This window comes from Mycolicibacter algericus DSM 45454 (genome assembly GCF_002086455.1).
Taxonomy (GTDB): Bacteria; Actinomycetota; Actinomycetes; order Mycobacteriales; family Mycobacteriaceae; genus Mycobacterium; species Mycobacterium algericum.
This window is the reverse complement of the sequence record NZ_MVHC01000049.1, coordinates 1-12886: the sequence shown is the minus strand read 5'-3', so window position 1 is coordinate 12886 and position 12886 is coordinate 1. Positions and strand designations below refer to the sequence as shown.

At 70.3% G+C, this 12886-nt stretch carries 11 protein-coding genes; 3 read left to right on the top strand and 8 right to left on the bottom strand.

The window, feature by feature from the left end; translation table 11 throughout:
* Positions 1-112: 112 nt before the first annotated feature.
* Positions 113-2353 (bottom strand): DUF7159 family protein, encoded by a 2241-nt coding sequence (locus BST10_RS21375; protein WP_083040582.1) that lies wholly within the window; start codon positions 2351-2353, stop codon positions 113-115.
* Positions 2354-2600: 247 nt separating this feature from the next.
* Here BST10_RS21375 and glpK point away from each other — a divergent pair, with 247 nt between their 5' ends.
* Entirely contained in the window at positions 2601-4160 is a 1560-nt protein-coding gene (glpK, locus tag BST10_RS21370; protein ID WP_081465684.1) for a glycerol kinase GlpK, read from the top strand.
* Positions 4161-4162: 2 nt separating this feature from the next.
* Positions 4163-4888 carry an HNH endonuclease family protein gene (locus tag BST10_RS21365; RefSeq protein ID WP_083040580.1) on the top strand — a complete coding sequence of 242 codons (726 nt, stop codon included), beginning with the start codon at positions 4163-4165 and terminating at the stop codon, positions 4886-4888.
* Between the two features lie 15 nt (positions 4889-4903).
* Here the strand turns inward: BST10_RS21365 and BST10_RS21360 are convergent, their stop codons facing one another.
* Positions 4904-5695, bottom strand: coding sequence for a PadR family transcriptional regulator (locus BST10_RS21360; protein ID WP_083040578.1), 792 nt, complete (start codon positions 5693-5695; stop codon positions 4904-4906).
* Positions 5696-5880: 185 nt separating this feature from the next.
* Positions 5881-6699 carry an RDD family protein gene (locus BST10_RS21355; RefSeq protein ID WP_083040575.1) on the bottom strand — a complete coding sequence of 273 codons (819 nt, stop codon included), beginning with the start codon at positions 6697-6699 and terminating at the stop codon, positions 5881-5883.
* Positions 6700-6785: 86 nt separating this feature from the next.
* Between BST10_RS21355 and BST10_RS21350 the strand changes: the two genes are divergently transcribed.
* Positions 6786-7778 carry a stage II sporulation protein M gene (locus tag BST10_RS21350; protein ID WP_083040574.1) on the top strand — a complete coding sequence of 331 codons (993 nt, stop codon included), beginning with the start codon at positions 6786-6788 and terminating at the stop codon, positions 7776-7778.
* Between the two features lie 81 nt (positions 7779-7859).
* Here the strand turns inward: BST10_RS21350 and BST10_RS21345 are convergent, their stop codons facing one another.
* From BST10_RS21345 to BST10_RS21325, 5 genes are all read right to left on the bottom strand, one after another.
* Positions 7860-9179, bottom strand: a complete 1320-nt coding sequence (locus BST10_RS21345; protein WP_083040572.1) for a DUF58 domain-containing protein — start codon at positions 9177-9179, stop codon at positions 7860-7862.
* Positions 9176-10141: an AAA family ATPase gene (locus tag BST10_RS21340; RefSeq protein ID WP_083040570.1), complete on the bottom strand. Its 966-nt coding sequence runs from the start codon at positions 10139-10141 to the stop codon at positions 9176-9178. The genes BST10_RS21345 and BST10_RS21340 overlap by 4 nt, the downstream gene beginning before the upstream one ends.
* Complete coding sequence (locus BST10_RS21335) at positions 10138-11247, bottom strand: DUF4350 domain-containing protein (protein ID WP_083040569.1); 1110 nt, start codon at positions 11245-11247, stop codon at positions 10138-10140. The genes BST10_RS21340 and BST10_RS21335 overlap by 4 nt, the downstream gene beginning before the upstream one ends.
* The gene (locus BST10_RS21330) at positions 11244-11852 is read right to left on the bottom strand and encodes a DUF4129 domain-containing protein (RefSeq protein ID WP_083040567.1); all 609 of its coding nucleotides are present in this window, start codon (positions 11850-11852) and stop codon (positions 11244-11246) included. The genes BST10_RS21335 and BST10_RS21330 overlap by 4 nt, the downstream gene beginning before the upstream one ends.
* Before the next feature lie 10 nt (positions 11853-11862).
* Positions 11863-12886, bottom strand: a 1024-nt coding sequence (locus BST10_RS21325) for a DUF7847 domain-containing protein (RefSeq protein ID WP_242665681.1), incomplete at its 5' end; no start/stop codon positions are given.

Below are 12886 nucleotides of genomic sequence, written 5' to 3'. Positions count from 1 at the left end.
CCCACCCGGGGGGGTCCGCGGGGCGGGCCGGGGGGGGGCCGGGGGGGCCCGGGGGGCCCCCCAAAACACCCCCCGGGCCCCCCGCCCCCCCCCGGGGGCCGGCCGCGATTCGCTAGCGGCCGAACAGGCCGCCGCCGAAGATCCCGCCACCGGGCTTGCCGCCGAAGATCCCACCGCCGGAGCCGCCCCCGAGCTTGGGCAGGGACGGTGCGCCAGGCGCCGGAAGCGAGGGCAGTGCCGGCGCCTTGGGCGCCGGAAGCGACGGGATCGCCGGCGCCTTGGGCGCCGGAAGCGACGGCAGCGCAGGCGAATTGGGCGCCGGCAGACCCGGCAGGCTGGGCGGGTTGAATGCCGGGACACCGGGTGATGCCGGGATGGCCGGTGCCTTGGGTGCCGGCAGCGACGGGATCACCGGCGATTGGGGCAGGCCGGCCGGCGGCGCCGATTTCGGTGGCGAGATCGGCAGGCCGGGCCACTGGAACGGCGGGTTGGGGTTGGCGGCCGGTGGGTCGGGCAGCTTGATCGGCGCCTCGGGGAACTGGACCGGCGGATTCGGTTTGATCACCGGTGGCGTCGGGAGCTGCACCGGCGGGTCGGGCAGCTGGACCGGCGGGTCGGGCAGCTGCACCGGTGGATTCGGCTTGATCACCGGGGGATCGGGTAGCTGCACCGGCGGGTTGGGTTTGACCACCGGCGGAATCGGTTTGATCACCGGTGGGTTCGGCTTGATCACCGGGGGATCGGGCTTGACCACCGGCGGGTCGGGCAGCTGCACCGGTGGGTTCGGCTTGATCACCGGCGGGATCGGTTTGATCACCGGGGGATTCGGCTTGACCACGGGCGGGATCGGAATCTCCACCGGGGGATTGGGCTTGACGACCGGCGGCAACGGTTTGACGACGACCGGTGGCACCGGCTTGATCACCGGGGGATCGGGCTTGACCACCGGCGGGGCCGGGATCTCCAGCGGCGGAGCAGGCACCACGCTGGGCGGTGTGGGCGCGCTGGGCAGCTTCGCAGGCAACCCGAGCAGGAAGGACAGGTCGGGCAGCGCCGCTGCGACCGGCCGAATCGACGGCGTCGAGTGGTGCACCGGCACCGGCACCGGCAGCGGCGCCGGGGTGAAGGTGAACGGGCTTGCGAGGGGCACCGCAGCAGGCGGCGGCTGCAACGCGGGACCGAACACTGGAGGTGCCGCGGGCGACGGCGGCATCGGAACTGCAACCGGGGCCGCTGGTGGCATTTCCAGCAGGGGCAGCGGCAGCGCGTCCGGCTGATTCATTGCCACCGGCGGCTCGACATAGGGTTGCAAGGCCGGTTCCTGCATCTTCGGCGGGGTGAGTGGAAAGCTCAGCGCCCGGCCGATCTCCGGCCGCAATGCGACCAGATTGGGGGTGATGTCCAGCGCCATCGACACCATCAGCGCCGAGGCCGCGGCGAACGTGGCCGAAGCCAATACCGTCCCGGCGACCAGTAGCGGACGTCGGGTCGACGGGCCGACGGGGTGAATGAGTTCGGTGGCGGTCTCGTCCTCCTCGTCGGGGACCGCACTGTAGGCCAGGTCGTCGGCTTCCAGGCCGGGGATGTCGTAGTAGCCGGGCGAGATCGCACTGGAGTCGGCTTCCTGGGTGTAGGCCAGCGCCGCGGTGGGGTATTCGACAGCCCTGGTCACCTGGGTCGAGGCCAGCGCGGCGCCGCGAGCGAGTGCCGTCTGTGGTTCGGCAGGCTCGCACACCTCCCGCCCGACCGTCGCCTCCAGCCGCGGCCTGATCGCGGTCGCGTCGGCCGCGGTGCAGACCAGAAACAGGCCGTCGGGGCGGGTCTCCGGGGTGTTGAGCCGCTCGGCGACGGACTCGACGGCGGCGGTGGCGTCACCGTCGGCCAGGAACTGCCGGAAGAGCCGGGTGATGGAGCCGTCGATGCAATCGACCACGGCCAGTGTCGCGTCGGACGCCCCCACCGACAGCAGGCCCATCCGGTCACAGCCGACGGTCTGGCCCAGGTTGCGGGCCAAGCTGGCGGCGGCCAGGTCGGGCGAGATCAGCGCGATGTCTTTCAGCTCCTCGAGGTCACCGGCTGCCAGTCGCGAACCCAATTCAGCGGCATCGAGCGGGTCGGTCACGGTCACCCCGGTCGAAACCAGGCGATACCCCGCGGTGTCGGCGGCGTTGCGTGCCCGCAGAATCGCGGCGATCAGCGCGTCGACCGCGGCGAATGCTGCGGTGTGGTCGGTCGGCAGATCGAAGCTGTGCGTCTCCAGGATGACGCCGTCCCCGTTGTCACCGCCCACCAGCACGGTGTGGATGGTGGCAGGCGGGCTTGAGGCAAGCGCCACACCGAGAACAACGTCCATTGCTCCTCCGATTCAGTTTTGACCTGCACGCGCCGGCCGTGGCGACGAGGGCGTCGGACGGCTTCGCGGATGCCGACCGACACCGTTTGTTCACCAATACGACATCTACCGGTGACACATCGAAATATGCGATCGTGCGAATGAACGCTGACTGTGGCTTCGTGAAGAGTGTCTAATTTTGTGGACGGGAGTCGTCGCCGTGCCGTGGGCCCCCTAGCGCCGCCCGATCCGCGCCAGGTGGGTCATGATGGACGCACGGACCGGCAGGGCACGTGGACAGGAGTCAGACTTGGGCGATTTCGTCGCGTCGATCGACCAGGGCACCACCAGTACCCGCTGCATCATCTTCGACCATGACGGCGCCGAGATCGGCCGTCACCAGCTCGAACACGAACAGATCCTGCCGCGCGCCGGCTGGGTCGAGCATGACCCGTTCGAGCTGTGGAACCACACCGCGGCGGTGTTGGTGTCCGCACTCAACACCACCAAGCTGCAAGCCTCCGACCTGGCGGCGATGGGTATTGCCAACCAGCGCGAGACGACGGTGGTGTGGAACAAGAACACCGGTCAGCCGTACCACAACGCGATCGTCTGGCAGGACACCCGGACCGACTACATCGCCGCCGCGCTGGAGCGGGACGGCCACGGCGAGCTGATCCGGCGCAAGGCGGGGCTGCCGCCCGCCACGTATTTCTCCGGCGGCAAGCTGCAGTGGATTCTCGACAACGTCGACGGGGTGCGCGCCGACGCCGAACGCGGCGACGCGTTGTTCGGAACCTGTGACACCTGGGTGCTGTGGAACCTGACCGGCGGCCCGCGCGGCGGGGTGCACTTGACCGACGTCACCAACGCCAGCCGGACCATGCTGATGAACCTGGAGACCCTGGACTGGGACGACGAACTGCTGGCGCTGTTCTCGATCCCGCGCGAGATGCTGCCGCGTATCACACCGTCGTCGTCGCGGCGGCGACATGCCGTCACCGTCAGTACCGGGCCGGTGCGCGGCGAGGTGCCGATCGCCGGCATCCTGGGCGACCAGCAGAGTGCGATGGTCGGGCAGGTCTGCCTGTCGGCGGGGGAGGCCAAGAACACCTACGGCACCGGAAACTTCCTGCTGCTCAACACCGGTGAGCAGATCGTCCGCTCGGACAACGGGCTGCTGACCACGGTCTGCTACCAGTTCGGCGATGCCAAGCCGGTCTACGCCCTGGAAGGTTCGATCGCGGTCACCGGCTCGGCGGTGCAGTGGCTACGCGACCAACTGGGCATCATCAGCGGCGCCACACAGGTTGAGTCGCTGGCCCGCCAGGTCACCGACAACGGCGGAATGTACTTCGTGCCGGCGTTCTCCGGGTTGTTCGCGCCGTACTGGCGTTCGGATGCCCGCGGCGCGATCGTCGGGTTGTCGCGATTCAACACCAACGCGCACCTGGCCCGGGCGACGCTGGAGGCCATCTGTTATCAGAGCCGGGACGTGGCCGAGGCGATGGAAGCCGATTCCGGTGTGCACCTGGGGGTTTTGAAGGTTGACGGCGGCATCACCGCCAACGACCTGTGCATGCAGATCCAAGCCGACGTGCTCGGCGTCGACGTGGTCAAACCGGTGGTCGCCGAGACCACTGCGCTGGGAGCGGCGTACGCGGCCGGGCTGGGCGTGGGGTTCTGGAAGAGCCCCGACGACCTGCGTGCCAACTGGCAGGAGCACAAGCGCTGGACCCCCACCTGGTCGCAGGACCAGCGCGCCGAAGGTTATGCCGGGTGGCGAAAGGCCGTGCAGCGCACGCTGGACTGGGTCGAACTTCCCTGACAATGGCCGCACGCAGGCGGGTGCTTCCCGGTGCGGTGGTCGTGCTGGTGGCGGCAGCCGTCGTCGGGTGGGCATGGTGGCAGAACAGCGACTCGTCGCGTTCTTCCGGGCCGTCGCCGACCTGGACGCCAGCCACCCCGAGCGCCACGCCGTTGAACTCCGGTTACGACGCCGCCCGCCGGATGCTCGTCGGGTTGCCGGTCAAGGGCTGGGATCGGGCGCAGGACTTCAAGCGCTACCGGTTCGGTGAGCGTTGGAGCGACGACGTCGATGTCGAATTCGGCCACAACGGCTGCAACACCCGTGACGACATCCTGCGCCGCGACCTGACCCGCGTCGAACTGCGCCGCGGCACCTGCCTGGTCCAGCGCGGCATCCTGCACGATCCGTACTCCGGGCAGACCATCGAATTCACCCGGGGCCCCGCGACATCCGAGGCGGTTCAGGTCGACCACCTGGTTTCGCTGGCAGACGCCTGGTACAAAGGCGCGCGCGGCTGGGACGACGCGCGGCGTCGCGACTTCGCCAACGACCCGCGCAATCTGCTGGCGGTGAGCGCACAGGCCAACTTCGACAAGGCATTCCGCGACGCCGCCGGCTGGCTGCCGGCGAACGCCGCGTTCGAATGTGAATTCGTGGCCCGTCAGGTCGCCGTCAAAACCGACTACGGACTCTGGGTCTCAGCCAACGAGAAGTCCGCGATGCACCGGGTCCTGCGTCGCTGTTGAGCCGGACAGTCAGGCTCAGTCGGCTTCGCCGAGGATGCCGTAGATCTCCTTGCGGGCGCTATTGACGATGTCGACGATGCGCTGCTGCTGTTCGGGCGTGGCGGCCTGGCTGGCCTGCCCGACCGCGCCGAACAGCTGGCCAACCGCGGTACGCAGCCGAAGCTGCCCCGGGTCGGCGCCGTCGGTGATCTCCTCCCACGGTGGGGTCTCGATCTCCTCGGCGACCGCGCGACCGTCCTCGGTCAACTCGAAAAGCCGCTTCTTGCCGTCGGTTTCGCTTCCGCTGATCAGGCCCTCGTCAACCAGCATCTGCAACGTCGGATACACCGACCCCGGGCTGGGGCGCCAGAGTTGCTGGCTGCGTTCGGCGATCTGCTGGATGATCTCGTAGCCGTGCATCGGGCCCTCGGCCAGCAGAGCCAGGATGGCGAGCCGCACGTCACCACGCCGGCCGCGGTGGCCACGCCGATGCCCGCGGCCCCTGGGCGGACCGAAGCCGAAACCGAAACCGGGACCCCCGGCACCGAAACCGGGACCGAAGCCCGGGCCGAAACCGTGGCGGAACTCGGGGCCGAACCCCGCGCCGAAGCCGGGGCCCTCGGGATCGTGGCCAGGGTGCAAGCCGAACGGCCCGCAGGGCTCGGCGCCGTGGTCGCGCAGTTGCCGGCGGAACTCGCGCCGGGAGTGCCGACGCGCCGCGTGGGCGGCCCGGCGTTGCTGCGGGGTGGCCGCTCCGAACCCGAATCCACCGGACTGCTCAGGGTCGTGCGTGAAGGGTCCGTCGGGCGGACCGAAGGGGACATTCATAACTCACCTCTTGTGCTCTGGGGCCGGAAGCGTTCGTCGCTTCCGATACGTTCACGATATATCGCAACCTATCGATTCGGCAAGGCGGCGGCGCGAGAGCACGGTGTCGCGGTGGCCACCAGGGACGCTCGGGCGCGCTCCACCTACGAGGCGCTGGGCGTCACCGTCGAACAACCCTGACCGAGTCAGCGCGGTGGCGCGTACCCGCCCGGTCCTGCCGGCGGCCAGGACGGCGGCGGGTAGGGGACGGGCGGCCCGGCCAGCCGGGCCAGCTCACGTTGATGGCGCTCGGCGAGCACCGCCGCCAGCACCAGTTCCGGCGGCGCGTCCGGGGGTGGGGGCGGCGAGATGTGGGCGAGCACCTCACCGGAGATCCGGTAGGCCATCATCTGCCTGGTGTGCGGATCGAGTTGTGCGGCACGGCCGAGAAATTGTCTTGCCAGCTCGGCTGATTCGGATCGCAGCCCCGAGAGTTGCAGGGTAGACGCCCACCACGCCAGCCCGGGAGGCATCTGCGGTGGCGGCGCCGCGGCCGGCCCGCGTTCACTGATCACCATCGTGCCGGCGAAGATGTCGCCCAGGCGTTTCCCGCGCGCCGACAGCAGGCTGGCGATCACCGCCGGGCTGCCGGTCAGCGCCCAGATCTCCACCACGCCGGCCAGCGCCCGAAACAGCGCCTGCCGGAAGCGTTCCGGGCCGCCGTCGTCGGAGACCACCCGCAGTCCCATCGCCATCTTGCCCAGCGACCGGCCGCGGGTGAGGGTCTCGATGGTGACCGGATAACCGACCAGCAGCACCACCGCGAAGATGATCATGATCGCGGCGGTCAGGGCGGCGTCGAAGCGGCCGAGGGTCATCGCCCACAGCACCATCGAACACACGTAGGCCACCACGACGACGGTGATGTCGATCAGAGCGCTGACCGCGCGGACCGGCAGCTGCGCGATCGGTATGTCGAGAACGACGGCGTCGCCGGTCACCAGCTCGTGGCTGCGATTCGGCATAGCGCAGACGCTACCCGCCGATCCGGCACCGGCGGAGAACTCCTGGCCGTACCTATGGCGGGACCTGTCTCGCTACGCTCGACGCCGTGGATGTCGACGCCTTCGTGCTGATCCATCGCCCGGCCTGGGATCGGCTGGAGGCTCTGGTGAAAAGGCGCCGCCGGCTCGAAGGCGCCGAACTCGACGAGCTTGTGGAGCTCTACCAGCGAGTCTCCACCCACCTGTCGGTGCTGCGCTCGTCGTCGACGGATGCGGCACTCATCGGCCGGCTCTCCGGGTTGGTGGCACGCTCGCGTGCCGCCGTCACCGGTGCGCACGCCCCGCTGGCCTCGGAGTTCGTCCGGTTCTGGACGGTGTCGTTTCCGGTGGTCGCCTACCGGGCCTGGCGGTGGTGGCTGGGCACCGCCGCCGCCTTCCTGACTGTCGCGGTGGTCATCGCGGCCTGGGTGGCCGGCGACCCTGACGTGCAAGCGCTGATCGGCACCCCCGCCGAGCTCGACCAACTGGTCAACCACGACTTCGCCTCGTACTACAGCGATCACCCGGCCGGGGCCTTCGCGCTGCAGGTCTGGGTGAACAACTCCTGGGTGGCCGCCCGCGCCATCGCGTTCTCGGTGTTGCTGGGGCTGCCGATCCCGGCGCTGCTGCTGGCCAACGCCGCCAACCTCGGCGTGGCACTCGGGCTGATGTTCGGCGCCGGCAAAGGCGGCTTCATGCTCGGCCTGCTGGCGCCGCACGGCCTGCTGGAGCTGACCGCGGTGTTCCTGGCCGGTGCGGTCGGTATGCGGCTGGGCTGGATGGTGATCGCACCGGGCGACCGGCCGCGCGGACAGGTGCTCGCCGAGCAGGGCCGCGCTGTGGTCGCGGTCGCCGTGGGGCTGGTCGCGGTGCTGGCGGTGGCCGGGTTGCTGGAGGCGATGGTGACGCCGTCGCCGTTGCCGACGTGGCTGCGGGTGGGCATCGGGGTGCTCGCCGAGGCGGCGTTTCTGGCCTACGTGGTGTACTTCGGCCGCAAGGCGGTGGCCGCCGACGAGACCGGCGACATCGCCGACGCGCCCGACGTCGTCCCCACCGGCTGATTTCCTCCGCCGAGCAGACATGAAAGCCCCTTTTTCAAACGCAATTCGGGGGCTTTCGCGACTGCTCGCCGACGATAAGGATCAGAGCTGTCCAGCAGCCTTCATTGCCAGATAGGCATCGGCCAGTGCCGGCGCCAGGTCATCGGGCGGCGCGTCGATGACCTGCACGCCGCTGCGGCGCAACCTGGTCGCCAGCGCCTGCCGGTCGTTGCGGGCGCGTTCGGCGGCGCCCGCGTCATACACCGCGGCCGCGTCGGTGCGTCCGCGCGCGAGCCGTTCCACCCGGGGATCGGCGACCGCGGCCAGGATCACCTGATAGTCGGCGGTCAGTTTCGGCAACACCGGCAGCAACCCCTCCTCCAGTGCGGAGGCGTTGAGGTCGGTCAACAGCACCACCAAGTTGCCCCGGCGGGCCCGCCGGGACAGCACGGAAACCATTGCCGCGGCGTCGGATTCGACCAGTGCCGGCTGCAACGGTGCCATGGCGTCGACGAGCTGGGCGAACAGCCGGCTGCGGGCGGCTCCGAACACACCGGCGCGGGTCACCTGATCGTGGGCGAGCAGATCGACGTGGTCCCCGGCGCGCAACGCCAACGCCGCCAACAACAGTGCGGCATCCATCGACCAGTCCAGCCGGGGCCAGCCCGCCGGGTCGTTCGCGGTCGGGTCGACCCCGATCCGGCCGGCCGCGGTCCGGCCGGTGTCGAGCACGATGACGACCCGCCGGTCCCGTTCCGGCCGCCAGGTCCGCACCACCACATCGGAGCGCCGGGCGGTGGCGCGCCAGTCGATCGAACGCACATCGTCGCCGACGACATATTCGCGCAGCGAGTCGAACTCGCTGCCCTGGCCGCGGACCAACGCCGGCAGATTCCCGTCGATCTCCCGCAGCCGCGCCAATCGTGCCGGCAGGTGTTTGCGGGACAAGAACGGCGGCAATACCCGCAGCTGCCCGGGCACCCGCCGGGACCGCTGTCGACCGGCCAGCCCCAGCGGGCCCACCGAGCGCACCGTGACCCGCGCGGCGTGCTGGTCGCCCCGGCGAATCGGGCGCAGCTCGGTGAGCAGCCGACGCTCCTGGCCGGCGGGCAGGTCGAGCAGATGGTCGCGCGGGTGGGCGCGCGCACTGGGAGGCCAGGCGTCACGCAGCTGCCCGCGGAACCGGCGGCCGCCGTTGACGACCGACAAAGTGGTCGCCACCGACTGGCCCAGCCGGGCCGCGCTGTCCATGGTCCGGGTGATCGCCAGCCTGGCGGGATCGGCCGCCAACACGATGTCGAGCACCACCGCGGCGCCGAGCCCGGCCAGCAGCACGGTGAACGCCGTCGCCGGCCAGGGGGCCAGCGCGACGGGCAGGGCGCAGACCAGTGCGATCAGCGCGGCTCGACCGGTCAGGATCACCAGCGCGGCACCGGAACCGAGGCCAGGATGCCATCGAGCACGCCGTCCGCGCTGGCACCTTCGAGTTCGGCCTCCGGGCGCAGCATCACCCGATGCCGCAGGGTTGCCGGGGCCATCGCCTTGACGTCGTCGGGCGTCACGTAGTTGCGCCCGGACAGCCACGCCCACGATCGCGAGGTGGCCAACAATGCGGTCGCGCCGCGCGGCGAGACGCCCAGTTGCAGAGCCGGGGAGTGCCGGGTCGCGGCGACCACGTCGACGATGTAGCCCAGCACCTGGTCGGCGACCAGCACCTGGCGCACCGCAGCGCGACCGGCCGCCAGATCCGCGGCGCCGGCCACCGAAGTAACCGCGGACAGGTCGTGCGGGTCGAAACCCCGAGCGTGCCGGGACAAGATGTCGATCTCGGCCTCCCGCCCCGGCAGCGGGACGGTCAGCTTGAGCAGGAAACGGTCGAGCTGCGCCTCGGGCAACCGGTAGGTGCCCTCGTACTCGATCGGGTTGGCGGTGGCCGCCACCATGAACATTTCAGGTAGCGGTTTGGCTACCCCGTCCACACTGACCTGCCCCTCCTCCATCGCCTCCAACAATGCCGCTTGGGTTTTCGGCGGAGTGCGGTTGATCTCGTCGGCCAGCAGCAAGTTGGTGAAGATGGGGCCGGGGCGAAAGGCGAACTGTGCGGTGTGAGTGTCGTAGACCAGCGATCCGGTGATGTCACCAGGCATCAGGTCCGGGGTGAACTGGACCCGCTTGAAGTCCAGTCGCAACGCCGCGCTCAGCGTCCGGACCAGCAGCGTCTTGGCCACACCCGGAACGCCTTCGAGCAGCACGTGGCCGCGGCACAGCAGGGCGATCACCAGGCCGCTGACCACGGCGTCCTGGCCGACCACCACTTTGGCGACCTCGTTGCGCAACGCCAGCAGCGCCTCGCGGGCCGGGGGAGGCGGGGGAGTCTGTGTCACGATTCGGTGACCTGCCTTTCGATGTCGTCGAGTGCGCGGGCAAGATCGACCAGCGCGTCGTCGTCTTCCGGGTGCGGGCCGAACAGCAAGTGCCACAGCCAGTCCGGAGGTGTTCCGGTGCGCTGGGCCACCGCGGCGATCACCGCCGGCGGATCCTCGGCAGGCCCCAGGCCCAGGCGCGGGGTGAGCCGGCGCAGGGTTGCGGTACGTAGCGCGGCGGCAGCCCGGTCGCGGGCCCGGCGGGACCGGTAGAGCCGACCGAGACCCTCGACGGTCTCGGATGCGCGCACCACGACCGGCAAGGTTTCAGCGACCAGCGGGCCGAGTCGGCGTCCCTTCCACACTGCGGCCAGCGCCAGTGCGACGCACAGCTGCCAGACCAGCCAGGTCACGTTGCTCGGGATCAGCCTGAGAATCGTTGCACTACCGGCTTTTCCGCCTTCGAAATGTTGGGGCGCGTACCAGATCAGGCGGTCCCGCGCGCCGGCCAGGTTCATCGCCAACGCGGCGTTGCCGTCGCGGGCCAGGTCGGTGTTCGTCATGAAGGAAGGGCTGCCGATTACCGTGACGGTGCGATCGTCGCTTCGATAACGCACCAGCGCACCGTTGTAGCAGCTGCGTACCGAACCGTCATGCGAGGCAACGTAGGTGGCGGTGGCGCCGAGATCGACCGTCCCGGCCCGCTCGGCCTCGCGCAGCTTACAGGCGGGCCGGCGGGTGAACGGGCGCGCCGGTCCGGACCGGATCTCCGGTGCCAGGGCTTTGCGCGCCCGGGAGTCGGGTGCCACCAGCAGCAGGTCCCCGGGAAGACCGGCCAGCCGCTCCAGGAGTTCGTCGCCGGCGATGCGCTGGGTCTCGGCGACCAGCATCAGCGCATCCGGGCGTGCCGCGCGGGCCACGTCGTCGAGGGTGCCGGCGATCACGACCTCGACACCGCGGTCGCGCAACAGGGTCACCACGGCGTGTGCGCCCTGTGGGGTGGTGGCGGTCGGGTCCATCCGGCCGCCCGGTCGGGGACTGGTCAGATAGGTGCCGGCCACCGACACGACCACGATCACGGCCAGGGCGAACGCAACCCACAGCCCTTTGCGTCGCGTGGCCGTCACCGGTACAGCCGCCGCTGCGTCAGGGCGCACACCTGCTCGTCGATGTCGGCGACGATCCGGTAGCCGTCCGGGGTGGCCGGCAGCTCGCCGTAGCTGACATCGTTGAACGTCTCGGCGGCCCGCAGCAAGGCGTCCGCCAGGGCGGGCAGCGCGGCGCCGGCGTCGCGGGCCAGTTCGGTCGCGGTGCGCCCCGGTGCGGCATGCAGCACCCCGGTTTCCTCGAGTTCGCGTGCCACCGCTCGCAGGCGGTGCCGGATCGCCTCGCCCCAATCTCCTGCGGCCGCATAGTGTTGCGCGGCCGCGCGGTATTCGGCGGCGCTGCGCTGCGTGGTACCGAACAACCGTTGGTCGCCGCGGCCATCGCGCAGCATGCGCCGACCGACCGTGACCGCGGCCACCACCGCCGCCGCGAGCAGGATCAACAGCACACTGATGGTGAACCACCCGCCCGGCAGCTCCGCGCCCCGGAGAATCAGCCGCTGAACCAGTGTCTCGAGGAAGTCGATGAACTGCTGCTTCGGCGATGGCCGCGGATAGATCGGTTTGGCCAGCTCGCGTTCGGCGGCCTCCCGAGCGGCTTCGCGGTCAATGTCGACGGTGGGCACCCGGCAGTCCTCACCCCGGCGGCCGGGTCAGCCACAGCTGGTCGGTCGACCCGGCGGCGTACGGCCCACTCGTCGCACCGGTGCGCAGCACCAGGTCGAACGCTTCGGCGCGGATACGGCGATCGGTGTACAGCAGCACCGCCACCCCGGCGGTGAACGGCAGCACGATGACCTGGCCGATCGTCGCGCCTATCCGGGAGAACACGTCCAGCTGCGCCGAAGTGGTCAGCGCGTCGGCGCCGTGGGTGACCGCCATCCCGATGATGTTGAACGGAAACGCGACCGCGCTACTGACCAGCGACGCGATCAGCGCGGTCAGCGCCAGGATGCCCAGCACTCGCCAGAAACTGTTGCGCACCAGCGTGAACGACCGGCGCATCGCCTCGAAGACCGGTTGGCGTTCCAGCACGATCACCGTCGGCGCGAACACCACCACCGCATAGCCGTAACCCAGCGCCGCGATCAGCGCCAGCACCAGCGGCAGCCCCACCAGCACTGCGGCCCCGGGTCCTCCGGCGCCGCCGGCCATCACGATGACGAACACGGCGAATCCGCACAGTACCGCCGCTGCCAGGCCGACCAGGACGGTCAGGCCGATCAGCGCCGCAAAGCGGGTGCGGACGATGGCCCAGGCTTCCCCGACGGTGATCGGTGAGCCGAACACCGAACGTCCGACGACGGCGGTCAACATGCCGGTCAGCACGATGGTGCCCAGGGCTGTCACGAGTCCCGCGCCGGCGAACGCGATCAGCCACGCCACCACGTCACCGCCGGAGATCTCGCCGGCAGACGAGCCGCGATGCTCCGGCGCGACCGCCTTCAGCAGGCCGACCAGTGCGATCCCGCTGATGATCTGGGTAGCCACCACAACGATCGCGGTCAGCCCGAGCACCACGGCCGGATTGGCCCGGACGTAGCCGACCGCACCGTTGTAGATGTCGGTCAGGCTGAGCGGGCGCAGCGGGATCACACCCGGTTTGAGTTCTGGCTGCGGATAACCCGGGGGTGGGCCGTAACCCGGGGGCGGATAACCC